The organism is Leifsonia sp. PS1209, assembly GCF_012317045.1.
GTDB lineage: Bacteria > Actinomycetota > Actinomycetes > Actinomycetales > Microbacteriaceae > Leifsonia.
The window spans coordinates 1,107,548-1,132,186 of record NZ_CP051154.1 but is presented as its reverse complement, the minus strand read 5'-3'; the positions used below and the strand labels follow the sequence as shown (position 1 = coordinate 1,132,186).

The window sequence follows — 24,639 nt, the reverse complement described above, 5'->3', positions numbered from 1 at the left end:
GATAACTCGCCCCTGTCTACTTCTTGACGATGTCGTATGCGTAGAACTGGGAGTTCAGCCCGTTGACCGGGTACCCGCTGAGGTCGCTCGACGCGACCACGATCTGCGGGTAGAGGTACAGCCAGGCGCTGGCGGCGTCCTTCGCGATCTGCTCGTTGACGAGCTTCAGCTTCGCGGTCTGGTCAGCGGTGCTGGTCGCCTGCTCGGCCTCGTCGACCCACTTGGTCACCTGCGGGTTGTCGTAGCCCCAGTAGAAGTCCGGGTTGCCGTACCAGACCACGTCGCGGTCGTTGACGTGCTCCTGCAGGGTGGCGGCGAAGTCGTGGTTCTTGAACACCTTCGTGTACCACTCGTCGGCCGAGATGGAGTTGATGTTCACCGTGATGCCGACCTTGGCGAGCTCGCTCTTCAGGAACTCGGCGACGGCGGGGTGCGGGTCGTAGGTCGGGGTGTCGAGCGTGAACGTGAAGCCGTTCGGAAGACCGGCGGCCGCCAGCTCCTTCTTGGCCAGCGTCACGTCGTACGGGTTCACCTTCGTGAGGTCTTCGTACCAGGGGTCGCTCGGCGGGACCATCGAGCCGATCAGCGTGCCGTACTTGCCCCAGATGGAGCTCAGCAGCTTCTTCGTGTCGATCGCCGAGTAGACGGCCTTGCGCACCTCGACCTTGTCGAACGGGGCGACCTTGTCGTTGAAGGCCAGCAGCTCCTTCGTCGTGGACTTGCCGTTGGAGATCGTGTAGTCCTTGTTGCCGTCGAACTGAGTGAGCGCATCCGGGCTCTGGATGCTGGTGACCACGTCCACCTGGTTGGTCACCAGGGCGTTGGAGAGGGCGGTGGCGTCGGTGAAGTAGTCGAAGACGACCTCCTTGTTCTTCGCCTTGTCGCCCCAGTAGCCGGCCGAGCGCTCGAGGCTCAGCGAGCTCCCGCGCTTCCAGGTGCCGAGCGTGTACGGGCCGGTGCCGTCTTCCGCGGTCTTGTAGTTCTTGGTGCCCGGACCGTAGATCCAGATGTAGCTGAGGTTGTACGGCAGCGAGATCGAGCGTGACTTCAGCGAGATGACGACGGTCTTGTCGTCCGGGGTCGCGATGCCGGAGATCACGGCGAGCTGCGACTTGCGGGCGGACTGCGAGTCGGCGGCGGTCACCCGCTCGATGCTGCTCTTGACGTCTGCGCTGGTGAGCGCCTTGCCGGAGTGGAACTTCACGCCGTCGCGCAGCGTGAACGTGTACGTGAGGCCGTCGTCGCTCATCGTGTACTTCGTGGCGAGGAGGGGCTCGACCTTGCCGTCGTCGGTGAGCTTGAACAGGCCCTCGTAGACGTTGCCGTTCAGCGCCTCGGTGACACCCTGGCCGCCGCCGGCCGTGTTGTCGAGGTTGACGGGCTCATACAGCGAGCCGATGGCGATGGATGCGTCTGCGCCGCTCGACGACGACGAGCCGCCCGAGCATCCGGCCAGAGCCAGAGTGGTGGCGACGGCCGTGGCGAGCACGACGAGAAGGGATTTCTTTCTCAACGGAGTTCTCCTGGTGGGGGTTGGGATGCTGTGCTGTGAAGCTGTTGCGCGCGCTGCGCGCGGGTGCCGTGCGCCGCCGCTAGTGCGCGAAGCCGTCGCGGAACACGACGACCTTCTCGCCCGCGTCCACAGGGACGGCGAAGCGGTTGTTGCGCGGCGGGAGCGGACAGTTGTACTGGTCCGAGAAACCGCACGGGGGCACGAAGGCACGGTTGAAATCGAGGACGGCCTTGTCGCCGTCGTGCTGCACGAACAGGAAGCGGCCGGAACCGTACGTGCCGTCGTCGCCCTCCGCGCCGTTGGTCGGGTCGCCGAAGACGAGCAGCAGTGTTCCGTCGTCGTCGAACGCGCTCAGCGAGTATTCGACGCCGTCTTTGCTGAAGGTGATGTCGCCCGGGACGACGAGGTCGCGGGTGCCTCCGTTGTCGCGGATGTGCTCGAACGGAACCGTGCGGGCGCCGTCGACCGGCGTGAAGGTGGCCTCGATGACCCACTCGGGGTTGAACGGGAACGCCGTGATGGTCTCGAACGCCTGGATCGCGGGCGAATTCGCGTCCCAGAGACGGATGCCGCGCTCCGGCTGCCCCGTCTCCAGGTTGGTGCGGGTGAGCTCGGTGGCCGTGACGGTGTCCGGGTGCCCGGCCAGCGCATCCTGAGTGGTCGTCGTATCGCCCTCGGCAAGCCAGCGGGTCTCGATGAGGCTGAGGTTGCCCGTCGCCGCGACGACGGAGGCGAGACGCCATTCGCGCCACGCCTGGTGGCCGGCGCGGGCTTCGTCGATGGTGGATGAGGAGGCGAGCGGAGCGATGGATGTTTCAGTCACGATGTCTGCCATAACCATCAGAGTCTGCGACTTGTTCCCGCATCGGCCCTATTCGTGTTGCACAGTGTTGCGCGTCGTGGCCTTGACCACCTGCGGCGAGACGGCGAGGACGATGCCGACGAGCGCGGGGACGAGCAACGCCCAGCCGAGGTCGGGACGCGCGTAGAGGCCCTGGAAGGAACCGACGGCGACCGCGATCTGCAGGATCTGGATGGTCACCGCCGACGCACGCGTCCAGTTCTGCGCCCTGAGCGCTCCGATCGCGGTCGCGACCACCCAGATGGCCGCGATGACCACGAGCACCAGGATGGCGACAGCCGTCGTGAACGACTCCGGCGTGACCGTGAGCAGTTCGACGAGCAGCCACACCGCCGCCCCGGCGACGAGCAGCGCCTCCAGGAAGAGCAGGACGGCGAGCGCGACCAGCAGAGGCGGCCGCCGGTGGACGTCGGAGGCCGCGCTCACAGGCTCGCCCTGACGGTCGAGACGCGGGTCGGTGGAACGGTCGGACTGGTCCCCATCGGGGGGCGGAACTCTAGCACTCATTCATTTCTCGCTTGTGTTCACAGCGTTATCTCATACAAAACTATTGATTCGGATTATGCGCTATGGGAGCATATTCGAGGTCGAGTTAGCGCTCACAGGGTCGTGGGCAGGTCTATCCCCCACGGATCATTCACCCTGTAGCTCGACTGCTTACCATGCATCCTAGGCCGTAGCGGCCGGGGAACAATCAGCAAACAAGGAGCACATCTTCATGGACTGGCGCGACAAAGCTGCCTGCCTCACAGCGGACCCCGAGCTTTTCTTCCCCGTCGGCAACACCGGGCCCGCCGTCGACCAGATCGACAAGGCGAAGTCCGTGTGCGCCCGCTGCACCGTGACCGAGATCTGCCTCCAGTACGCCCTCGAGACCGGACAGGACTCCGGCGTCTGGGGTGGCCTCTCCGAAGACGAGCGCCGCGCGCTCAAGCGCCGCGCCGCCCGCGCACGCCGGGCCTCCTAGACCCGCCACCGCACGAGGCGTCCCGCCGAGGCGCTCCCTCGCACACCTAGCATTCGAGGGAGCGGCCTCGGCTTTCGTATTTAACGCGCGCCTCCGCTCGAACGGAGGAGACCTGGACTCTCTAAAATTTAGAACATGATAGGGTAACCATGTTCACCGTGAATCGAGAGTAGGCGATGTTCCTCCAGGCCGTCGGACGCCCCGAAATGGCGGGGCTCCCGATCATCGCGACAATCGCTATTTGCTCGCCGAGAGCGCCGCGATCTTCCCAGGCGGCAGACCTCAAGCTCGTCAGATGGATGTTCCGGCTCGCTTCGGAGCCGCGTCGGGTGTTGAAGCACCAAGCGATCGGGAACGCTGTGTTCCTCTGGACCGTGCTGTCGGGCCGCTCGGCGTCCGCCTGACCCCCGGGAATCACCGTGACGACACTATCTCGCAAAACACTGCGTCTGACCACGGGCCGGATGGATGCCTCGGGTTCGCGCGAACGGGTGCCTGTCGTCGTGAATATCGCGATTGTGATCGCGATACTGGTTGACGTTCTCACACACGTCAGTCTCGGACCCTTGAGCGTGTCCGGGTTCGTCACCCTCGGGCTCGCAGGTGGATTCATCGCCGCCTCTCCGATGCTCATCGGGTATCGGAGGGCACTTCCGACCTCTCTGATCGTTTTTGTCGGCTACGTCACGATCCGCCTGCTGCACGAGCCCGCATCGGATGGTCTGCAGATGGTGTGTGTATGGGTTCTCTTCGTCGTTGGCGGGATGTTCGCTGCACGCGGTAACAATTCGGAGCGTGCGGGACGGTCGCTCTTGCTGTTCACACGCACAGCCCTCGTGCTGTGTGGGGTGTTCTTCACTCAGCTCATCATGGGAACCGTCATCTACGTCACGCGAGGATTCGCACTGACTGCGCTCGTGCTGCTCGCAGCCGCCATCTCCATACCCAGCCGTCGGCTCTGGGTGAAACTGGCGCCGTTCGTCATTGCTTTCGCTATCGTCATCAGCCTTTCCCGCACGGCCTCCGCCATCTCGATCCTGATGCTGATCGGGCTGGCGATCCGCCAACAGCGAGGTCGGAGGCTGCCACTGGTGATTGGGGGTCTCCTCATAATGGGCACCGTTGGCTATCTGCTGATAACGGCCTACCCGCCATTTCGCGACCGCTTCCTCGGCGGCGACAACGCGGTCGAGTTCGGCGGACTCTCGCTTAATACGTCGGGTCGATCCAACATCTGGGACGCACTGTCCCAGAGCGCCTCGAGCGCCCCGTGGTTCGGACACGGACCGGGAAGCTCTGTCGAGCTTGTGACGAAGCTCTACGCGCCGATCACTCAACCGCACAACGAATATCTCCGGATCCTGCACGATCTCGGCATAGTGGGGATGATTCTCTTCGCGATCGGCATGCTCGCCCTTCTTTGCGCCATCGTTCGCCGTGCGGTGACGGAGGACGCCTCGGTGCACTGGGCCGCTCTCCTCGCCACCGTCGCGGTGCTGCTCGCGGCCACAACCGACAACGTCTTCGTCTACCCGTTCGTCATGCTTCCGCTCGGCGTTCTCGTAGGCCTATCGCTGGGACTTCCCCCACCCCCACAGCCGTCGCGCCGCAGACTCCAACACGAATCTGCCCGCGCTCTGTCGGCGAACGTCGACTCTCTCGTCTGATCTCGTAAAGGAACTCGTCCATGTCTGGAATCTCGGGGCGACGGATCACCGTCGTCAGCCAGCTGCCACCGCCTGTGCACGGCGTCACGATCGTCACCGGTGCTCTTCTCCACGTTCTTCGCGAGGCGGGTGCTGAGGTGCGGCTCGTCGACCGCCGATTCAGCCGCACCGTGGCGGACGTGGGCAGATTTCGCATGCGCAAGGTTCTCGCGCTGGTCGGATACTGGTTCCGCTTCCTGGGCGACGTCATCGGGCACCGCCCGGATGCGGTCGTGCTCTTCGGCACCACCCGATCGTTTTCCTTCCCCGCAGATCTCGGCATCGTGATGATCGCGAAGGTGCTGCGACTGCCACTCGTCAACTACGTGCACTCCGTCGGCTACCGAGCACTCGCGGCTCGTCGCGGCTTTGGAAGGTTGGTTGCCTTCTCGCTCGGCAGCGCAGATCTGACAGTGTGCCTCGGTCCTACCCTGATCTCGGACGTGTCACCGTGGGCAGATGGGGGTACAACCCGCACCATATACAACGCCACGGCGCGCCTCCCCACCCCCTCGCACCGCGACGATGCGCGCCTCTTGTTCATGTCCAATCTGATTGCGGAGAAGGGGGTGAACGATTTCCTTGAGCTCGCCGTCGAATTGTGCCAGCGGAGGCCATCGCTGATCTGCGAGCTTGCGGGCGCGGTGGTGGAACCTGAGGTTCATGCAGAACAAGTTGCCCGGCTCACGGCTCTCGGGCTCGAGCGCCGCGTGCGGTTTCTAGGCGTTGTTACCGGAGACGCGAAGCAGCAGGCGCTTGCGCACTCGACGGCCCTGATATTCCCCTCGCGCTTTCCACTTGAGGCGCAACCGCTGACGATCATCGAAGCGATGTCTGTCGGGATGCCTGTGGTGGCGTTCGACACAGGCGGTATTCGTGACATCGTCGCGCACGAGCAGACCGGGATGCTCGTCGCACCGGGAAACGTCGATGAACTCATCGCGCGGACCGACGAACTACTCGAGAATCCGGCACTGCGCGCATCCCTTGGGCAGGGGGCAGTGGAAAGATACGAGCGGCTCCACTCCCTGGAGAGCTTCCAGGTCGAGTGGGCCCGAGCCCTCACGTCTGTGCTTGAGCGGAAGGCATCGTGAAGACCTCGCTTCCCCGGTTCAGCGTAATCATCGCTGCATACCAGGCAGAATCGACGATCACGCGTTCTGTGCGCTCGAACCTCGACCAGGAGTACGAGGGCTGGTTCGAGGTCATCGTCGTTGACGACGGATCGACCGACCGCACCTCTCAAGTATTGGACGAGCTAAACGATCCTCGCCTGAAGGTGATCCGTCTCACGAAGAACGGCGGAAGATCCGCCGCCCGCAACACCGCCATCGCAGCAGCGTCCGGCGACTTCCTGAATATCTGCGATGCGGACGACATGTCGCTCCCTGGCCGGATGCGCGCTCACGCGGCTGCGATCGTCTCACGTCCCGACGCGGATGTCTGGTTCGGCCGATACGTCGCCCGTGAACCCCAGGGGGAAACGAGGGAGTGGCCGCGCACACCGGGCACAGTTGAGGGCGTGGACCGGGCCTTCCACCAGGGCAAGATGGCGGTCGCCCACGGCGCCAGTGCGTTCCGGCGCGACTGGTTTGCTCGGACAGGCGGCTACGACGAAAGCATCGCCGTCGCTGAGGACTACGATCTCTTCGCCCGCGGTTGGCGAATCGGCCGGTATGTTCCTCAAGACGACTTCGTTCTTGAATACGCGACGCGCTCGGCCTTCCCCACCTGGCAGTACTGGTGGGACAACGAACGCTATCGGCGTGCGATTACGGCGCGGGTACGCGACCTCGGCCCCACTTTTGCTGGGCGAACTCCGCTTGACCGTTACTTGGGGCGGACATCAGTGCCATCACGGCGACTCGTTGAAATGGCGCGGTTCCGCGTCCACCGGATGCTCGAACCACTGCGGTCACGGTGATCCCGACGGAGGATCGGGCATCGCATCAGGTTGTCCGTTCGGGCCGAGAAGTCGGGATCTCGTGGAAGGCTGTCCGCTCGGCGGGGCGGGGCGCAGGCCGCGCGGGTCAGCCGGGGAGCTGGCCGAGGCCGTCGACCTTCGGGATGGCGGCGAGCAGACGGCGCGTGTAGCTCGCCTGCGGGTTGTTCCAGACCTCCGCGACCGGGCCGCGCTCGACGATGCGGCCGGCGCTCATCACCGCGACATCGTCGGCGATCTCGCGCACGATGGCGAGGTCGTGGCTGATGAACAGCAGGGCGGCGCCCGTCTCGATCGCCAGCGTGCGCATCATCCCGGCCACGCGCGCCTGCAGCGAGGCGTCGAGCGACGCGATCGGCTCGTCGCCGATCAGCAGGTCCGGTCCGGTGGCGATGGCACGCGCGATGGCGATCCGCTGACGCTGGCCGCCCGAGAACGCGTGCGGGTGCTTGGTCGCGGCCGACGCATCCAGTTCGACGGCTTCGAGCAGCGACGCGACCGTCCAGGCCGACCGGTCCGGGTTGATGCGCAGGCCGTCGGTCAGCTGGCTCGCGATGGTCCTCCGCGGGTTGAGCGACGCATACGGATTCTGGAACACCATCTGGATGCGCAGCTGCGCCTTGTCGCGCTTCCGCAGCCCCAGCCGGCGCACCGGCTCGCCCTCGAAGTGGATGCTCCCGTGCTGCACGGGCTCGAGGCCGCAGACCGCGCGGGCGATCGTCGACTTCCCGCATCCCGATTCGCCGACGAGGCCGAGCACCTGGCGTTTGTCGAGACGCAGGCTGACGCCGTCGACGGCGGTCAGCCGCCCGCGACCCGGCTGCTTGTACGTGACGACGAGGTCTTCGATGTCGAGCAGGCTCATGATGCATCCCTGTCGGTGCTGGGCAGCGCGTCGATGAGCGCGCGCGTGTATTCGTTCTGCGGGTCGGTGATGATCTGGAACCGGTCGCCGTGCTCGACGATCTCTCCGTTCCGCATCACCGCGATGGTGTCCGCCAGCGCCGACATCACGCCGAGGTCGTGCGTGACGAGCAGCACCGCGAGGTCGAGCTCGTCGCACAGGGTGCGCAGCAGCCGCAGGATGCCCGCCTGCACGGTGACGTCGAGCGCCGTCGTCGGCTCGTCGGCGACCAGCACGGACGGGCCGCAGATGATCGCCATCGCGATGGCGATGCGCTGCAGCTGGCCGCCCGAGAACTGGTGCGGGTACTTCTTCAGCGCACCGGCCGGGTCGGGCACCTTCACCAGTTCGAGCGTGTCGATGGCGCGCGCAATGGCCTCCTTCTTGGAGATCTTGCGGTGCGCTCTGAGGTGGTCGGTGAGCTGCCCCTCGATCGTGAGCATCGGGTGCAGGCTCGCTGTCGGATCCTGGAACACCATCGCGACCCGCGAGCCGCGCAGCTCGTTCAGCGCTCTCCCCCGCAGCTCGAGCAGGTTGCGCCCCTCGAATTCGATCGTGCCGCCGGTCTGCGATCCGGCGGGCAGCAGCCCGAGGGCCGCGAGCCCCGTCATGGTCTTGCCCGACCCGGACTCTCCGGCCAGCCCGGTGATCCGGCCGGCTGGCACCTCGAGGTCGATGCCGCGCAGGATGTGCTTCGCACGCTCCCCTGACCCGATCGACATCGTCAGGTTCCGGATGCTCAACCCGCTCACAGTGCCCTCCCCTGAACGCTCTCAGCCGTGCGCGGATCCAGGGAGTCGCGCAGCGCGTCCCCGAGGAAGTTGAACGCGAGCACCACGGAGAGGATCGCGAGCCCAGGGAACACGGCGATCCACCAGGACGAGAAGTTGAGGACGCCGGACGAGACCATCGCGCCCCAGTCCGGCGTCGGCGGCACGGCGCCGAGGCCGAGGAACGACAGGCCGGACAGCAGCAGGATCGCCGTGCCCACATCCAGGGTCGCCAGCACGAACACCGGCGCGATGATGTTGGGCAGGATGTCCTTCGACAGCGACACCACCGGGCTGTTGCCCAGCAGACGTCCCGCGATCACGTACTCGCTCGTGCGCGCCCCCAGCACCAGCGAACGGGTGACGCGGGCGTATGCGGGCCACGACACGATCAGCATCGCGATCACCGCGTTGGTCAGGCTCGGGCCGAGGGATGCGGCGATCACCATCGCGAGGATGATCGTCGGAAACGCGAACACCAGGTCGGCGATGCGCATGATGATCTCGTCGGCCGCCTTGCCGATGTATCCGGCGACGGCCCCGAGGATCGAGCCGATCACCAGCGACGACGCCACCAGCAGCAGCGCGAGCAGGATGGAGACGCGCGCGCCGGCGATGACGCGGGAGAGCACATCCCTCCCCACCTCGTCGGTGCCGAACCAGTTGACCGGGTTCGGGGCGAGCAGCTTGGTGAAGCTCTGGGCAAGAGGGTCGTACGGCGCGATCCACGGTGCGAGGATCGCGACCAGCAGCCACACCACCACGATCGCGCCGCCGGTGACGGCGAGCGGCGTCCGCATCGCGCGCGGCACGTTGAGCCTGGCGCGGAACGGGCGGCGCAGCCCGCGGGAGAGAACGTCCTGGGTCATGCCGTCCTCACTCTCGGGTCGATCAGACCGTACGCGATGTCGACCACCAGATTGAGCCCGATGTAGACGAAGCCGACCACGAGGCCGACGCCCATGATGGCCGGGAGGTCGAGCTTGGTCGCCGCGGAGAACGCGTACTCGCCGAGCCCGTGCCAGGAGTAGATCTTCTCGACGAGCACGGTGCCCGAGAGCAGGGAGCCGAACGCCAGGCCGACCACGGTGATGATCGGCACGAGCGAGCCGCGCAGCACGTAGCGGAACACCACGGTGTGCGCGGGGAGGCCCTTGGCCCTGGCGGCACGCACGTAGTCGAGGTCCAGGACTTCGAGCACGGCGGAGCGCGCGAACCTGGTCAGCAGGCCGATCGTGTACAGCGCGAGCACGGAGGCGGGAAGGATGAGGTGGTAGACCGCATCCCAGAACGTCGGCAGGTCACCGGCGAGCAGCGCATCCACGGTATAGAGGCCCGTGACCTGCGGAGGCGCGATGGCCGTCGGTGCCAGCCGGCCCGACCCGGGGAACAGGTGCAGCTGGTAGAAGAAGACGAAGTAGACGACCAGCGCCAGCCAGAACGCGGGCATCGAGACGCCGATGAGGCTGATGACCCGGATGAGCTGATCCCAGAACGTGCGCCGCTTGAGGGCGGCGATCAGGCCGAGGCCGATGCCCAGGACGATCGAGATGACGATCGCGGTCACCGCCAGCTCGATCGTGGCGGGGAACGCCCGCGACAGGTCGGAGGCGACGGCGTTGTGCGTCTGAGTGGACGTGCCGAGGTTGCCCTGGAGCACGTGACCGAGGTAGGTGAGGTACTGCACCGGCAGCGGCTTGTCGAGTCCCTGCGCCTCGCGGAACTGCTGCACGATCGCCGGGTCGGCCGCTGCCTGCTCACCGAGGGCCGCCTGCACGGGGTCTGCCGGGACGAGGTTGGTCAGCGTGAACGTGACGAGCGTGACTCCGAAGAGGAGCAGGACGGTGATGCCGAGCCGGATCGCGAGGTAACGCGCCAGCGGGGGGATCCCCGCCGGCGCGTTCCTCTCGCGTTCGCCCGGAGGCGTCTTACTTGATGCCCGCAAAGTCGATCGTCCAGAGCGGGTTGAGCGACAGGGACGTGATGGACTTCGCGGTCACCACGTTCTGCGCAGGCTGCAGCAGCGGGATGAACGGCCCTGAGGCGTTCTGCGCCTTCTGCAGCGCCTGGTAGGCGGCGGTGCGCTCCTCCGTGCCGGTCGCGGCCTTGGCCTTCGCTGCCAGGTCGCTCACGGTCGGGTCGGCATCCGCCGTCCAGCCGGCGCGGAGGCCGACCAGCTCACCGGGGGTGAACGCCAAGTAGTTCGAGGGGTCCGGGAAGTCCGGGCCCCAGTACCAGAGTCCCATCGGCTCCTTGCCGTTGCGGTACGCATCCAGCTCGGTGGCGACGGGCGCGGGGGCGAGCTGGACGGTGATGCCGACGGTCTTCAGCTGAGCCTGGATGGACTCGGCGACCGACTGCAGCGACAGGCCCTGCACCGTGATGTCGTTCGGGAAGTTCAGCTTGACCGTCTGGCCGCTGTATCCGGACTTCGCGAGCGCCGCCTTCGCGCCGCTGAGGTCGAACTGGTTGCCGTCCGACGCCTTCAGCGCGCCGATGAAGATCGACGGGATGACGCCGCCCGGCCGCTCGGACCCCTTGCCGGCCAGGTCGAGGATCTTGTCGTAGTCGATCCCCTTCTTGACGGCGTCCAGGAAGTCCGGGTTGCTGGTGAACGGGTCGACGGCCTTGTCCTGATTGAGGAGGAGGAAGATCGTGTATCGCGACGCCGCCGAGATGACGTTGACCTTGGAGGCGTCGATGGCCGCGACCTGGTCGGGGTTCAGGTCGAGTGCGATCTGCGAGTCGCCCGCCTCCACGTTCAGCTTCTGGGTCGGTCCCTGCACGTTGCGCAGCACGACGCGGTCATATGCCGGAGCCTTACCGCTGTACTTGGGGTTCTTCTTCAGCACCACCTGGGAGGCGGCGTCGAACGACTCGAGCATGTACGGGCCGGAGCCTGCCGACGTCTTGTTGAGGAAGGACTCCGCCTTGTCGTCTGCGGTCGCCGATCCGCCGTTCTTCTCGACGACCTTCTGGTTCACGACGCCGAGCGCCGGGTTGGGAAGGATGTACGGGAGAGCGGGGTTCGGCTCTGCCGACGTGAGCGTCAGCGTGGTGTCCGAGGTCTTCGCCACGGTGATGCCGTCGAGCAGGAAGGACGGGTTGCCCTTGATGCCGAGCACGCGCTGCAGCGAGAACACGGCGTCGTCGACGGTCACTTTCGAGCCGTCCGAGAACGTGGAGTCGCCCTTCATGGTGAGGGTGAGCACCTTGTTGTCGGCCGACATGGTGTAGCTGGCGAGCCCGTCGACCGGCTTCGAGACATCGCTGCCGTCGAAGGTGAGGAGGGTCTGGTAGAGAGCGTGGGCGACCATGCCGCCGGTCGTCTCGTACTCGCGGTTCGGGTCTGCGGTCTTCAGGTCGAACGAAGCGTCGACCACGATCGACTTTCCGCCAGACGATGACGCGTTGTTGGAGGTGCCGCCGCAGGCGCTCAGGACGAGCGCGCTGGCGACTGCGATGCCGACGAGGCCGGCGCGACGCAGGGAATGGGACACGGATGACCCCTTTGACTTGGTTGGAAGGTTAGGTGTGAAATTACTGTCATCCATGAATGTGTGTCAACTTTGCGCAGAAATCTCGGACGAATGTGCTGCGCTTCTGCCCTCGACGGCATATTATCTCCATCACGCGGGCCATTTCGCCCGCTCGGAGGACGAATGTGAGGGCGCATGGAACTCGACGAGACGCATATCCGAATGCTGGAACTTCTGCGAGAGGATGGCCGCACCTCCATCGCCGCCCTGGCCGAAGAACTCGGCATCTCGCGCTCCAACGCGTACGCCCGCTACGAGGCTCTCGTGAAGAACGGCGTGATCCGCGGGGTGCACGCCGACATCGACCCGGCCGCCGTCGGCCTGAGCGTCTCAGCACTGGTGTTCGTCACCCTCCGGCAGAGCCAGTGGGCCGACTTCCGCAGCAGGCTTGAGACCCTGCCGGAACTCGAATACTTCACCGTGATGACCGGCGAGCACGACGCGATGCTGCTCGTCCGCGCCAGCGGCGTCTCCGCCATCCACAACCTCGTGGCCACCCGGCTCGCGCAGTGGCCGTCGATCAAGGCGACGGTCACGGTCTTCCTCATGGACGAGCAGGCGACGAGGGTGTCGCTCCGGATGCCCAGGGTCGCCTCCGACGCACTGCAGACCTCGGGCGAGCGCTACGGCATGACCCGGTTCGTCCGAACCAGCGACCAGCGGGCGGAGCGGGCGACGGCCGATCCACGCAGACGGCGGTGAGCTGGGGCTACGCCACCTCGCGGCACACGGAGACGTGCTGCGCGCCATCCGGGGTCGCGAACTCCTCGGTGAGGATCAGCCGGCCGTCGTCGTCGGTCGAGAGCGTCGAGGTGGCACTCCCCTGCGCCGTGCTGCCGTCGATGCCGTGGTGCACGAACGAGATGTGCAGCACGTCGTCCTCCCTGCGCCCGACGAAGCGGCCGACCGCGACGGTGTCGCCGACGTACTCGCCCCACAGCACCCCGGAGTCCTCGCGGTAGAGGAAACGCGTGGGAGCATCCTCGGCCACCACACTCGACGTCGACGAGATCATGTCGAAGTACTTGCCGTCGAGGGGAGCGGATGCGCGGGTGTTCTTGGCGGAGGCGGTCACGGCGGACCATTCTGCCCCCGTTGCCCTGGGGGCTGTCAAACCGGGATGCGATCCGTCCAGCGGGCGCGCATCCGGAGCCTGTTGCGCGGCATTTGTGTTACGAAACGCCGTTTGCGCGGAACGATTCGTCCCGAACCACGTTTTCGCCGCTACAGATGGCTGCGGTAGGTGCGAACCACCGGACGTTATGACTTCGTGAGGTAGCGCAGCGGCACCTCGATGGTCACCTCTGTGCCCTGCCCCATCATCGTGTGCCAGTCGATCGTGCCGCCCAGCTCGCCCTGGATGAGCGTGCGCACGATCTGCGTGCCGAGCCCGCTCCCCACCTTGCCCTCCGGCAGCCCCGAGCCGTTGTCGACCACCTTGACCGTGAGCGAGTCCTCCGAGCGGTCTGCGATGATCTCCACCTCGCCCTCGCGACCCGCGAGCCCGTGCTCGACGGCGTTGGTGACGAGCTCGGTGAGTGCGAGCGCGAGCGGCGTCGCGTACTCGCTCGGCAGCGAACCGAAGCTGCCGGACGACTTCGGGTGCACGGTCGTGTTGTGGCTCGACGCGACCTCGGCCACCAGCAGCAGCACCCGTGCGAACACGTCGTCGAAGTCGACGATCTGGTTGAGACCGGTGGAGAGTGTGTCGTGCACGACGGCGATGGCCGCCACCCGGCGCATCGCCTGGTTGAGGGCCTCCCTGGCCTCCTCCGAGTGCGTGCGGCGGGCCTGGATGCGCAGCAGCGACGCGACGGTCTGCAGATTGTTCTTCACCCGGTGGTGGATCTCCCGGATGGTCGCATCCTTGGTGATGAGCTCGCGCTCCTGGTGCCGCAGCTCGGACACGTCGCGGCAGAGGACGATCGCGCCGACGCGCTCCCCCCTGTTGCGGATCGGGATGGCCCTGAGCGACACGGTGACGCCGCGCGCCTCGATGTCGGTGCGCCACGGTGCACGCCCGGTGACGACGAGCGGGAGGGACTCGTCGACGGTCATCCGGCCGGACAGCAGCCGGGTGGTGACGGTGGCGAGGGACTCGCCCTCCAGCTCCTCGGTGAAGCCCATCCTGTTGAAGGCGCTGAGGGCGTTCGGGCTGGCGAAGGTGGTGATCCCGTCCACGTCGAGCCGGATGAGTCCGTCGGAGGCGCGGGGCGCTCCACGCCTTGGACCGCTCGGCGCCCCCAGGTCGGGGAAGTCGCCGGTGGCGATCATGTTGAAGAGGTCGTTGGCGCACGCGTTGAACGTGAGTTCCTGACGGCCGGGGGTGCGCGCCTCGCTGAGGTTGGAGTGCCGCGTGATGACGGCGACAGGCTGCTCGGCGGTCTCCGGAGAGTTGACGCTCAGCCGCCGGATGACCGGGACGGCGAGCACCCTGGTGGGGGTCTCCTCGAACCAGTCCGGCGCGTTGGTGTCGATGATCTGCTTGGTCTGGAACGCATCCGTGACCTGCTGTCGCCACTCCGGCTTGATCCGCTGGCCGACGAAGTCGCGGTAGAACAGGGTCGCGGCGCTCGACGGGCGCGCGTGCGCGACGGCGACGAAATCGTCATCGGTGGTCGGCACCCACAGCACGATGTCGGCGAAGGCCAGATCGGCGAGGAGCTGCCAGTCCCCGACGAGGCCGTGCAGCCAATCGACGTCCTCCTCCGAGGAACGGGTATGGGCATGCACAAGATCACTGAGCGTCGACACGCACCTAGTCTAGGCAGTCCCCCGACACGATCACGGATGTTATCCACAGCCTGTGTTAGAGCCCTGGACTCCCCGTAGACGCGCCTGCTTGAGTGACACTCACGCGGCGGCCGGAGCGAGGAGAGGCTTCCCGCTGCCAGCACCGAAGCAAGTCGCCGCACAGCCGCGGCCACGACGAGGGGAAAACTCCTGTGACCACCGTTCTCAACCACCACGACGACCGCACCAGCCCGACCGCCCTCCGCGAACGGGCCGGGATGCGCCTCCGGGCGCGGCAGGGGGTGGATGCGGTGGCTGCGCCTGAAGCGGCTCAGGAGGCGCGTGGACGGGGCCGGGGGCCCGAGGGTGGGGCTGCGCCGTTCCGGGCCGTCGCGGAGCTTCCAGCCGTCCCGCGCGCGGACGGGCTGCCCGATCCGGCGCCTCTCGCAGCCAACCTCGCTCTGCGCGTCATCGAGGTCCTGGCCGGAGCGAGGAACATCGACCAGCTCAGCCGCTGGGTGAGCGACTCGGTCTTCGTGCATCTGCTGCGACGCACCACCATCTCGGAGCGCACCAGGAAGATCGCGGGCAACCCGGTCCAGCGCCCGCGCCTCTGGGTCGGCGAGCCGTACATCGCGACGCCCCGCGACGGCGTGATCGAGGCGGTCGTGCTCGTGCACCAGCCCAACCGCACGCGCGCCGTCGCCATGCGCCTCGACGTGGTCGGCTCGCGCTGGAGGGCGAGCGCGATGACAGTGCTGTGAAATCACCAGCCGGAGACGCGAATGGCCGCCCCGGGCGGGGCGGCCATTCGTGGTCGGTCAGGCGCTGGTCAGCGCTTCTTGCCCTGGGCGCGGCGCTCTGCGCGGTTGGCGGGCGCGGCGTCGTCGCTGTCGGAGACGCGCTGGCCGAAGGCTCCACGCTGGGTGCCGCCCTGTGCGGGGGGCGCCGATGCCTCGTTCAGCTGCGCCTGCGCACGCTGGGCGCGGGCGGTGGCGCTCTGCTCGATCTGGCCGCGCTGGTTGCGGACCTCGACGCCGCCGGCGTCGCTCGGAGCGGAGTAGCTGAGCGGGGCGTCGTCGTCGCCGCGGCCGAGGCCCTTGGCGGCCACGCTCGGCGCCTCGACCTCGCCGGGAGCCTCGTTGACCTCCACCTCCAGGTTGAACAGGAAGCCGACCGTCTCCTCGCGGATCGAGCCCATCATCTGCTGGAACATCGCGTAGCCCTCGCGCTGGTACTCGACCAGCGGGTCGCGCTGGGCCATCGCGCGCAGGCCGATGCCGTCCTTCAGGTAGTCCATCTCGTAGAGGTGGTCGCGCCAGCGGCGGTCGATCACCGAGAGGACGACGCGGCGCTCCAGTTCGCGCATTGCGGGCGAACCGAGCGACTCCTCGCGCTTCTTGTAGGCGATCCGCGCATCCGACAGGATCTCGCGGCGCATGAAGTCGCGGTTGATCTTGCCCTTGTTGCCCGCCTCGGTGATGACCTCGTCGATCGTCACGCCCACCGGGTAGAGCGTCTTCAGCTCGGCCCACAGGGCGTCGAAGTCCCAGTCGTCGCCGTTGCCCTCGCCCGTGTGCTGGTCGAGGATGTCGTCGATCACCTCGGTGAGGAACTGCTGCGTGCGCTCGTGCAGGTCGTCGCCCTCGAGGATGCGACGGCGGTCGCCGTAGATCGCCTCGCGCTGGCGGTTGAGGACGTCGTCGTACTTGAGGACGTTCTTTCGGATCTCCGCGTTGCGGGCCTCCACCTGCGACTGGGCGCTGCGGATGGCCCTGCTGACCACCTTCGACTCGATGGCGAGGTCGTCGGGGACGTTTCCTCTGCCCATCAGCGATTCGGCTGCTCCCGCGTTGAACAGGCGCATCAGGTCGTCGGTCAGCGACAGGTAGAAGCGGCTCTCGCCCGGGTCGCCCTGACGGCCGGAACGACCGCGCAGCTGGTTGTCGATGCGGCGCGACTCGTGGCGCTCCGTGCCGAGCACGTAGAGCCCGCCCGCCGCGACGACCTTGTCCGCCTCGGTCTGGACCTTCTCCTTGACGGAGTTGAAGACCTCATCCCAGGCCGCCTCGTACTCCTCCGGGGTGTCGACGGGCGACAGGCCGCGGGCGTTCATCTCGGCGACGGCGATGAACTCGGCGTTGCCGCCGAGCATGATGTCTGTTCCACGACCGGCCATGTTGGTGGCGACGGTGACGGCGCCGAGGCGTCCGGCCTGCGCGACGATCGCGGCCTCTCGCGCGTGGTTCTTGGCGTTGAGCACCTCGTGCCGCACGCCCTTCTTGGCGAGCAGGCGGGAGAGGTATTCGCTCTTCTCGACGCTGGTCGTTCCGACGAGGACCGGCTGGCCCTTCTCGTGGCGCTCCGCGATGTCTTCGACCACCTGGGCGAACTTCGCCTGCTCGTTCTTGTAGACGAGGTCGGACTGGTCGATGCGCTGCATCGGCTTGTTCGTCGGGATGGGGACCACGCCGAGCTTGTACGTGCTCATGAACTCGGCGGCCTCCGTCTCGGCCGTGCCGGTCATGCCGGACAGCTTCTTGTAGAGGCGGAAGTAGTTCTGCAGGGTGACCGTGGCGAGGGTCTGGTTCTCGGCCTTGACCTCGACACCCTCCTTCGCCTCGATGGCCTGGTGGATGCCCTCGTTGTATCGGCGACCCATCAGGATGCGGCCGGTGTGCTCGTCGACGATCAGCACCTCGCCGTTCATCACGACGTAGTCCTTGTCGCGCTTGAACAGGGCGTTCGCCTTGATCGCGTTGTTGAGGAAGGAGATGAGGGGCGTGTTGGCCGACTCGTAGAGGTTGTCGATGCCGAGGTAGTCCTCGACCTTCTCGATTCCGGGTTCGAGCACGCCGACGGTGCGCTTCTTCTCGTCGATCTCGAAGTCGACCTCCGGCTCGAGACGCTTGGCGAGGTTGGCGAACTCGTTGAACCAGCGGTTCGCCTCACCGGAGGACGGACCGGAGATGATCAGCGGGGTGCGGGCCTCGTCGATGAGGATGGAGTCGACCTCGTCGACGATCGCGAAGAAGTGGCCGCGCTGGACCATGTCGCTCGCCTGCCACGCCATGTTGTCGCGCAGGTAGTCGAAGCCGAACTCGTTGTTGGTGCCGTACGTGATGTCTGCCGCGTACTGCTCGCGGCGCTCCTCCGGCGTCTGTCCGGCGAGGATCACGCCGGTGCTCATGCCGAGCGCGCGGAACACGCGGCCCATCAGCTCGGACTGGTAGCTGGCGAGGTAGTCGTTGACCGTGATGACGTGGACGCCGCGGCTGGCGATCGCGTTGAGGTACGCGGCCGTCGTGGCGACGAGGGTCTTGCCCTCACCGGTCTTCATCTCGGCGATGTTGCCGAGGTGCAGGGCGGCGCCGCCCATGATCTGCACGTCGAAGTGACGCATCCCGAGGGTGCGCTTCGCGGCCTCGCGCACCGCGGCGAAGGCCTCGGGCAGCAGGTCGTCGAGAGACTCGCCGTTGCTGTATCGCTCCCGCAGTTCGACGGTCTCGTGCATGAGCTCTTCGTCGGTGAGTTCGCTGAAGTCGTCCTCGAGCGCGTTCACCGCTTTGGCGTACGCCTCCAGGCGACGGAGGGTACGGCCCTCGCCGACTCGGAGGACCCTTTCCAATACTGAGGCCACGTATGCACTCCACTTTGTTTGTTCAGGCTGATGTCGCCTGTCGCCCAGTCGGGCGCACGTCGAACCGCCGGCCGTGGCCGACGCTAGACATATCGTACTTGTTTCGCCGTTGGGTTCGGCGGGTAGTTCCTGTGAGGGCGCTCCGGAAAGCGGGGCGCCGATGGTGACGGCCGCCTGGGCCGCCACCATCGGCGCTGTTCCGGTGTCACAAAGCCGGTGTCACCGAGACCGGATGCCGGTCAGCCTCCGAGCTTGCGGCTCGCGGTCGCGACCTCCTGCAGTTCCTCCGCCTCGTCGTCCAGGGCGATCACGCCGTAGTCCCAGCCTTTGCGGCGGTAGACGACGCTCGGTCGCTGGTTCTCCTGGTCGATGAAGAGGTAGAAATCGTGGCCGACGAGCTCCATGTAGTACAGAGCGTCGTCGACGGTCATGGGGACGGAGGCGAACACCTTCTTGCGGATGACGACGGGGCTGTAATCGTCCTCCGCCTCCTCCGCTCCTTCCGCATCATCGGAGACGACAGGAACGCTGCCCGTCCTCACCTGATCGAGTACTGCGACGGGGGCCGCGGCGAGTCCGACGGCGCTGAAGCCGTCCGTGCTCGCCTCTCGGAGCGACGTCGGCCTGTGCTGGCCGCGATGCACCTTGCGACGGTCCTTCGCCCTGCGCACCCGTTCCAGGAGCTTTCCGAGGGCGATGTCGAACGCCGCGTACTTGTCGGTCCCGGTCGCTTCCGACCTCACCACGGCCTTGGGGCCGACGAGTGTCAGTTCGACGCGATCATCGCCGTTCTGGGTGCCGACCTTCTCGTTGTGACGACTGACCTTGATCTCGAAAGAGATCGCGCGTTCGGCGAGGTGCGAGACCTTTTCCGCCTTCTCAGTCGCGTATTCACGGAAACGATCGGTGATTCCCAGGTTGCGTCCGATGATGTTGATGTCCATGGAGACCTCCCTGTTCCGGCGTGCCGTCCGCCCGGATCACGAAGGGCGGGTCATCCACACCTTTTCGACCACCGTAGTGCCGTCCGCCTCGGAAGTGAACAGGGAGAAGTGCTCTATCTGCCGAAGGTTTCCCGAGCGGTCCCCGTGCGTCAGGACAACCGCGGCGTGCCCCCTCGCAGCGGCGTCCGCGCGACTGCTACGGCGGCGACGATCCTGCCTCCGGCTGCGGCGACGGCACGTGCCGCCTCCCGCACGGTGGAACCCGTGGTGACGATGTCGTCGACGATCAGGCAGTCCCTCCCCTGCAGCCGCGGGGACGCGACGAGGCTGCCCTCCCGGTTGCCTGCACGCTGGCCGGCGGTGAGGCCGACCTGGTCGTGGGTCTGCCTGGTGAGCCGCAGCGCGCGCCACAACGGGGGCGACAGGATGCGCGACCGGCGCAGGAGCATCGCCGTCGGGTGGTATCCCCTGTGGCGGAAGGCGGCGCGGGTCGACGGGATGACGACGGGGAGGACGGCGCGCGGTGCATCAGGGCGGAGACGCACGGGAGGCGCATCCGGTCGCAGCTGAGGAAGGGCTGCCATGATGGCCGCCCGCAAAGCTCCGGCGAGCACGGGCGCCGCGTCGGTTCGCCCGCCGTCTTTGAAGGCGAGCAGCACGCGCCTGGTCACGCCGTCGTAGTCGAGCGCTGCGAGAAGCGGAAGGTCGAAGGCGTCCGGCGCGATCGGTCCTGGCCGCAAGGCGCGCGTGCAGTCCTCGCACACGGCGCGGTCTGGGCGGTCGCAGCCGCTGCAGCGCACGGGGAGCAGCACGGCGGCCGCGTCGAGGAGGGAGTCGCGGATCAGGGTGGTCGGTGTCATGGTTCGAGCATCCCGTGCGGGAGGTCGCGGCGGGCCGGGCGGTGGGAATCGGTGGAGAACGCGCCGAACTACCTGGCCTGTGGAGAGAACAGCTGCGCCGCTCTCAGCGCAGCAGGGTCACGGCTGGCCGAGCTGCACCGCGACGGCGCCGACCTTGTCGGTCTGCGCCTGCCAGCCTGTGCCCGTCGGGGCTTGCAGCGAGCCGTCGGAGGTGAGCACCAGGTAGCGGGCGAGGCCGCCTGCTCCGACGATCGTCATGCCTCCACCCGGGCCCGCGGTCGTGGTGGAGGTGCCGCCGATGGTCTGCTCGGAGATCGACGTCGCGTCGCCGCTCAGGTCGCTGAGCACGGCGACCGTCAGCTCGCCGGTCCAGGCCACGGAGCGCGGGGTCCCCTGGCCGACGGCCAGCTCGATCGGCTCGGTGAGGGCTGTCGGCACCCCTGCCTCACCGCGGACGACGCCCGCAGCGACCAGGAGCGTCTGCGCGCCGTTCGTGAGCAGCGCGACCACGCGCGTTCCGTCGCGGGACACCGCGAGCGACTCGATGGCGGAGGCAGACGGCCACGCGGTCTTCACCGGATGCGCCTGCCCGTCCTGGCTGTACGCCTGCAGCGCGCCCGGGCTGCCCTGCGGCACCGACCAGACCCAGCCGCTCGTGTCGATGGCGGGCGCGATCAGGCCGGGGCGCGCATCCACTTTGGCGGGCTCAGCGCTCTTGCGCACGACGTACGTCGCTCCGTGGGACAGCACGGCCGCCTCGTCCCGTGCCGCGTTCAGGGCGACGGCGGTGGGCTGCAGGGCGACGATCTTGTCGCTGATCCCGCTCAGCTCGGTGACGCTCGACCCGCTCAGCAGGCCGAAGGTGTTCTGGCGGTAGACGATGGGGTGCGAGTCGACGGGCGGGTCCTGGGTGGGCGCGTTGGCGTCGCTGAGCGGCGGGATCTGCTGCAGGTTGCCCTCGATCGAGATCTCGACGCTCTGCGCGAGGCTGCCGAGGCTCTGCTCGAGTTCGAGCTGCATCCGTTGCAGGGCGAGCGTGTCCGCCTGTCCAGCCTCCGAGCTCAGGTCGACCCTGGCGACCCCTCCCGAGGTCGTCACCGACGGGAGCGCCAGCTGCGTCCCCTGCGGGAAGGCGCTGGTCACGGCACCGTTCAGCCACTTGGCCGGCCCGGCCAGGATGGCGCTCGCGACCCGCGTGGCCGCGGTGGCGACGCGGGCGGGGAACCAGCGCGCATCCGGCACCAGATAGGCGTAGTCGGGGCTGAAGAAGTAGACGGGCTGCTGGGAGTAGACGGACCGGAACGTCGGGTCGTCGATGATCACGCCGTTCGGAGCCACGGCGATGCGCCACTCGCCGTCCTGCTTCTCGAGCTCGTAGCGGAGGCCGACCGGCGCCGTGCTCGACACCGGATGGTACGCACCGACGCTGTCGACGTTGGCGACCGGGTTCACCTGGACGCTCCACTGGTTGCCGTCGTGGTCGAACGACCGGTTGCGGCCGTCGTCGACCGTCACCGACTCGTCCGGGTTCCACTTGGCCGACATCGCCCTGGTGAGGTACTTCCTGGCGATGTCGAAGTTGTTCTTCGGGCTGGACGCTGCGTCGATGAAGCCCTGGACGATCCGCTCCTGGGTCGCGCCCTTCTCCGGCGGAGACGGGTTGAAGTCGAGGTCGAGCGGGTCGTTGACCTGCGCAACCGGACCACCCTGGCGCACCGGCCCCGAACTCGGGATACTCGCGCACGCGGCGAGCACGCAGAGCACGACGGCGGCGACCACACCGGCGACGGTGCGGCGCAACGGGCTGTGGAGTCTCATGTTGTCGCCCCTCTGTCCGTCAGCTCCTGCGTCCCCGCCCGCGCACCGGCCACCCCGGTGGCTCCGGCGTCGACCGGCGGAAGCGGGAGCGGAGACGACGCGATCTCCTTGCCTGGCACGCGCGGCAGGGTCAGCCGGAAGCAGGAGCCTGCCCCAGGAGCGGACCAGACCTGCAGCCAGCCGGAGTGCAGCGTCGCGTCCTCCAGCGAGATCGCGAGACCGAGCCCAGTGCCGCCGATGGTGCGCTTGCGCGACGGGTCGGCCCGCCAGAACCGGTCGAACACGTGGTTGACCTCCTGCTGGCTCATCCCGATCCCGTAGTCCCGGACGGTGAGCGCGACGGCGCTCTCGTTGCTGTCGACGGTCACGACCACGGGCTTGCCGTCGCCGTGCTCGATGGCGTTGCCGATGAGGTTGCGCACGACGCGGCGGATGCGCCTCGGGTCCATGCCGACGTCGAAGTAGCCGCCCGGCGCATCCAGTCGCAGCTCGGAGCCGTTCTGCTCGGCCAGCGTGCGCAGCTCGTCGACCACGTCGTCGGCGAGGCGCACCAGGTTGGTGGGCTCCGGGTCGAGGGCGACGGAGCCCGCGTCGTACCTGCTGATCTCGAGCAGGTCGGACAGCAAGCGGTCGAACCGCTCGATCTGGGTGTGCAGAAGCTCGGCGGTGCGCTCCGTCGCTGGAGGGAACGACTCGCGCTGGTCGTAGATCACGTCGCCGGCCAACCGGATGGTCGTGAGCGGCGTGCGCAGTTCGTGCGACACGTCCGAGACGAACCGCTGCTGCAGCTGCGAGAGCGTCGCCAGCTGGTTGATCTGGCTCTGCAGGCTGTCCGCCATCCCGTTGAACGAGCGCGCCAGCGACGCGAACACGTCCTCACCGTGCTCCGGGATGCGCACGGCCAGGTCTCCGGCGGCCAGGCGCTCGCTGGTCTCCGCCGCCACCCGGATCGGCTGGACGGCGAACCGGACGATCACCCAGGTGATCGCACCGATGAGCAGGATGAGGGCGAACCCGGCGAGCAGGAGGGTGCCCTGCACGAACAGCAGGGTGTTCTCCGAGTCGCGCAGGTTATAGCCGATGTAGAGCTCGTAGTGCCCGTAGCTCGGCAGGGTGAGCTGGGTGCCGACGACGATGCCGGGGTCGGTGGTCCCGTTCCCCGCCGGCAGTGCGACGGATTGGTAGAACTGCTTGGTCCCGCCGTTCTGCACCTGGGCGCGCAGCTCGCTGGAGATCACGCCGTTCAGTCCAGGGCTGGACCGGTCCGGCGGCGCAGGCACGGACACATCCTGGCCCGGCACGCGGTAGGCGGCGATGAGCCTGCTCGACGTGGCGCCCTGCACGGTCTGCAGCGTGGAGTTGAGCAGGTTCTTCCCCGTGTCGGACGCGGAGACATCCGAGGCGTTCAGCGTCGTCTGGGCGGAGGTGGTCGCCCTGCTGGAGTCACGGAGCGCCTGGTCGAGCCGCGACTGGTAGAGGTCGTTGCTGATGCTGAGCGCCATGTAGATGCCCGTGATCAGGATGGCGATGCCGGTCAGCAGCAGCGTGATGGCGACCGTGCGGACCTGCAGCGAGCGCCGCCACACGCCGACGAGCTGCGAGGGAAGCTGCCGCCACCATCGCCCGTCCATCCACCTGTACCGCATCCGGGGCGCCGCTTCCGGCGCGCTACGTGACGGCGCCGGCGCGGTAGCCGACCCCGCGCACGGTCATGACGATCTTGGGGTTGTCCGGGTCCTGCTCCACCTTGGCGCGCAGGCGCTGGACGTGCACGTTCACCAGGCGGGTGTCCGCTTTGTAGTGGTATCCCCAGACCTGTTCGAGGAGCATCTCGCGGGTGAACACCTGCTGCGGCTTGGAAGCCAGGGCGAGCAAGAGGTCGAACTCGAGCGGAGTCAGGTTGATGCGGGCGTCGCCGCGCTTGACCTCGTGGCCTGCCACGTCGACCAAGAGGTCGCCGATCCGCAACTGCTCGGCGGCGGGCACCGTGGATGCCGGACGCAGCCGGGTCTTGATGCGCGCGACGAGCTCTTTCGGGTTGAACGGCTTGACCATGTAGTCGTCTGCGCCGGACTCGAGGCCCTTGACCACATCCGCAGTGTCCGACTTGGCGGTCAGCATGATCACGGGCGTGCCGGACTCCGCCCGGATGCGGCTGCACACCTCGATGCCGTCCAGTCCGGGCAGCATGAGGTCGAGGAGCACCAGGTCGGGCTTCGAGGAGCGGAACGTGTCGACGGCGAGCGCGCCGTCCTCACAGAAGACGGGGTCGAATCCCTCGGTGCGCAGCACGATGCCGATCATCTCGGCGAGGGCGGTGTCGTCGTCGACCACCAGGATGCGACTGTTCATTTCCGAAGTTTCCCACAACCATTCTCGGGCGGCCGGAGACCACTGAGGTCCCGATGACTGCTGAAGTCTCCGTGCCAGCGTAGTCGACA

At 67.3% G+C, this 24,639-nt stretch carries 22 protein-coding genes; 6 read left to right on the top strand and 16 right to left on the bottom strand.

Translation table 11 applies throughout. From position 1 onward, the window contains the following. Positions 1–16: 16 nt before the first annotated feature. The 3 genes from HF024_RS05410 to HF024_RS05400 form a co-directional block, all read right to left on the bottom strand. Positions 17–1,513 (bottom strand): ABC transporter substrate-binding protein, encoded by a 1,497-nt coding sequence (locus tag HF024_RS05410; protein WP_168688907.1) that lies wholly within the window; start codon positions 1,511–1,513, stop codon positions 17–19. A 79-nt stretch (positions 1,514–1,592) separates the two neighbouring features. After that, entirely contained in the window at positions 1,593–2,348 is a 756-nt protein-coding gene (locus HF024_RS05405) for a DUF1684 domain-containing protein (RefSeq protein ID WP_168688906.1), read from the bottom strand. A gap of 36 nt (positions 2,349–2,384) precedes the next feature. Next, a complete protein-coding gene (locus HF024_RS05400; RefSeq protein WP_168688905.1) occupies positions 2,385–2,801 on the bottom strand; it encodes a hypothetical protein in 417 nt (138 codons plus the stop codon). A 292-nt stretch (positions 2,802–3,093) separates the two neighbouring features. Here HF024_RS05400 and HF024_RS05395 point away from each other — a divergent pair, with 292 nt between their 5' ends. From HF024_RS05395 to HF024_RS05380, 4 genes are all read left to right on the top strand, one after another. Continuing rightward, positions 3,094–3,342, top strand: a complete 249-nt coding sequence (locus tag HF024_RS05395) for a WhiB family transcriptional regulator (protein ID WP_055890939.1) — start codon at positions 3,094–3,096, stop codon at positions 3,340–3,342. A 419-nt stretch (positions 3,343–3,761) separates the two neighbouring features. Next, a complete protein-coding gene (locus tag HF024_RS05390; protein ID WP_168688904.1) occupies positions 3,762–5,009 on the top strand; it encodes an O-antigen ligase family protein in 1,248 nt (415 codons plus the stop codon). Between the two features lie 20 nt (positions 5,010–5,029). Continuing rightward, a complete protein-coding gene (locus tag HF024_RS05385; RefSeq protein WP_168688903.1) occupies positions 5,030–6,142 on the top strand; it encodes a glycosyltransferase family 4 protein in 1,113 nt (370 codons plus the stop codon). Next, the gene (locus HF024_RS05380; protein WP_168688902.1) at positions 6,139–6,972 is read left to right on the top strand and encodes a glycosyltransferase family 2 protein; all 834 of its coding nucleotides are present in this window, start codon (positions 6,139–6,141) and stop codon (positions 6,970–6,972) included. The genes HF024_RS05385 and HF024_RS05380 overlap by 4 nt, the downstream gene beginning before the upstream one ends. Positions 6,973–7,078: 106 nt before the next feature. On the opposite strand, the gene HF024_RS05375 is transcribed toward HF024_RS05380, so the two are convergent. From HF024_RS05375 to HF024_RS05355, 5 genes are read right to left on the bottom strand one after another with little or no spacing between them, the layout of a single operon-like run. Then, positions 7,079–7,855 carry an ATP-binding cassette domain-containing protein gene (locus tag HF024_RS05375; RefSeq protein ID WP_085369951.1) on the bottom strand — a complete coding sequence of 259 codons (777 nt, stop codon included), beginning with the start codon at positions 7,853–7,855 and terminating at the stop codon, positions 7,079–7,081. Beyond that, on the bottom strand, positions 7,852–8,646 hold the full coding sequence (locus tag HF024_RS05370) for an ABC transporter ATP-binding protein (protein ID WP_247597316.1): 795 nt from the start codon (positions 8,644–8,646) through the stop codon (positions 7,852–7,854). Before HF024_RS05370 ends, HF024_RS05375 begins: the two co-directional genes overlap by 4 nt. Beyond that, positions 8,643–9,533: an ABC transporter permease gene (locus HF024_RS05365; RefSeq protein ID WP_085369950.1), complete on the bottom strand. Its 891-nt coding sequence runs from the start codon at positions 9,531–9,533 to the stop codon at positions 8,643–8,645. Before HF024_RS05365 ends, HF024_RS05370 begins: the two co-directional genes overlap by 4 nt. Next, complete coding sequence (locus HF024_RS05360) at positions 9,530–10,609, bottom strand: ABC transporter permease (protein WP_247597315.1); 1,080 nt, start codon at positions 10,607–10,609, stop codon at positions 9,530–9,532. The genes HF024_RS05365 and HF024_RS05360 overlap by 4 nt, the downstream gene beginning before the upstream one ends. Beyond that, a complete protein-coding gene (locus HF024_RS05355) occupies positions 10,593–12,164 on the bottom strand; it encodes an ABC transporter substrate-binding protein (RefSeq protein WP_210724025.1) in 1,572 nt (523 codons plus the stop codon). The genes HF024_RS05360 and HF024_RS05355 overlap by 17 nt, the downstream gene beginning before the upstream one ends. Positions 12,165–12,338: 174 nt before the next feature. Here HF024_RS05355 and HF024_RS05350 point away from each other — a divergent pair, with 174 nt between their 5' ends. Then, entirely contained in the window at positions 12,339–12,905 is a 567-nt protein-coding gene (locus HF024_RS05350; protein WP_085369948.1) for an Lrp/AsnC family transcriptional regulator, read from the top strand. A 7-nt stretch (positions 12,906–12,912) separates the two neighbouring features. Here the strand turns inward: HF024_RS05350 and HF024_RS05345 are convergent, their stop codons facing one another. Together HF024_RS05345 and HF024_RS05340 are read right to left on the bottom strand one after the other, a co-directional pair. After that, the gene (locus HF024_RS05345; protein ID WP_210724024.1) at positions 12,913–13,278 is read right to left on the bottom strand and encodes a hypothetical protein; all 366 of its coding nucleotides are present in this window, start codon (positions 13,276–13,278) and stop codon (positions 12,913–12,915) included. A gap of 185 nt (positions 13,279–13,463) precedes the next feature. Then, the gene (locus HF024_RS05340) at positions 13,464–14,957 is read right to left on the bottom strand and encodes a PAS domain-containing sensor histidine kinase (RefSeq protein ID WP_085369947.1); all 1,494 of its coding nucleotides are present in this window, start codon (positions 14,955–14,957) and stop codon (positions 13,464–13,466) included. 191 nt (positions 14,958–15,148) lie between these two features. Here HF024_RS05340 and HF024_RS05335 point away from each other — a divergent pair, with 191 nt between their 5' ends. Then, positions 15,149–15,700, top strand: a complete 552-nt coding sequence (locus HF024_RS05335; protein WP_085369946.1) for an Rv3235 family protein — start codon at positions 15,149–15,151, stop codon at positions 15,698–15,700. A gap of 68 nt (positions 15,701–15,768) precedes the next feature. Here HF024_RS05335 and secA read toward each other — a convergent pair whose 3' ends face one another. From secA to mtrA, 6 genes are all read right to left on the bottom strand, one after another. Further along, positions 15,769–18,576 carry a preprotein translocase subunit SecA gene (secA, locus tag HF024_RS05330; protein WP_085369945.1) on the bottom strand — a complete coding sequence of 936 codons (2,808 nt, stop codon included), beginning with the start codon at positions 18,574–18,576 and terminating at the stop codon, positions 15,769–15,771. A gap of 239 nt (positions 18,577–18,815) precedes the next feature. Beyond that, positions 18,816–19,520 (bottom strand): ribosome-associated translation inhibitor RaiA, encoded by a 705-nt coding sequence (gene raiA / locus HF024_RS05325; protein WP_085369944.1) that lies wholly within the window; start codon positions 19,518–19,520, stop codon positions 18,816–18,818. A gap of 149 nt (positions 19,521–19,669) precedes the next feature. Continuing rightward, positions 19,670–20,380 carry a phosphoribosyltransferase family protein gene (locus HF024_RS05320; protein ID WP_168688900.1) on the bottom strand — a complete coding sequence of 237 codons (711 nt, stop codon included), beginning with the start codon at positions 20,378–20,380 and terminating at the stop codon, positions 19,670–19,672. A 117-nt stretch (positions 20,381–20,497) separates the two neighbouring features. After that, positions 20,498–22,198 carry an LpqB family beta-propeller domain-containing protein gene (locus HF024_RS05315; RefSeq protein ID WP_168688899.1) on the bottom strand — a complete coding sequence of 567 codons (1,701 nt, stop codon included), beginning with the start codon at positions 22,196–22,198 and terminating at the stop codon, positions 20,498–20,500. Continuing rightward, positions 22,195–23,829, bottom strand: a complete 1,635-nt coding sequence (gene mtrB / locus HF024_RS05310) for an MtrAB system histidine kinase MtrB (protein ID WP_247597314.1) — start codon at positions 23,827–23,829, stop codon at positions 22,195–22,197. Before mtrB ends, HF024_RS05315 begins: the two co-directional genes overlap by 4 nt. Positions 23,830–23,866: 37 nt before the next feature. Then, entirely contained in the window at positions 23,867–24,550 is a 684-nt protein-coding gene (gene mtrA / locus HF024_RS05305) for an MtrAB system response regulator MtrA (protein WP_168688897.1), read from the bottom strand. Positions 24,551–24,639: the final 89 nt, after the last annotated feature.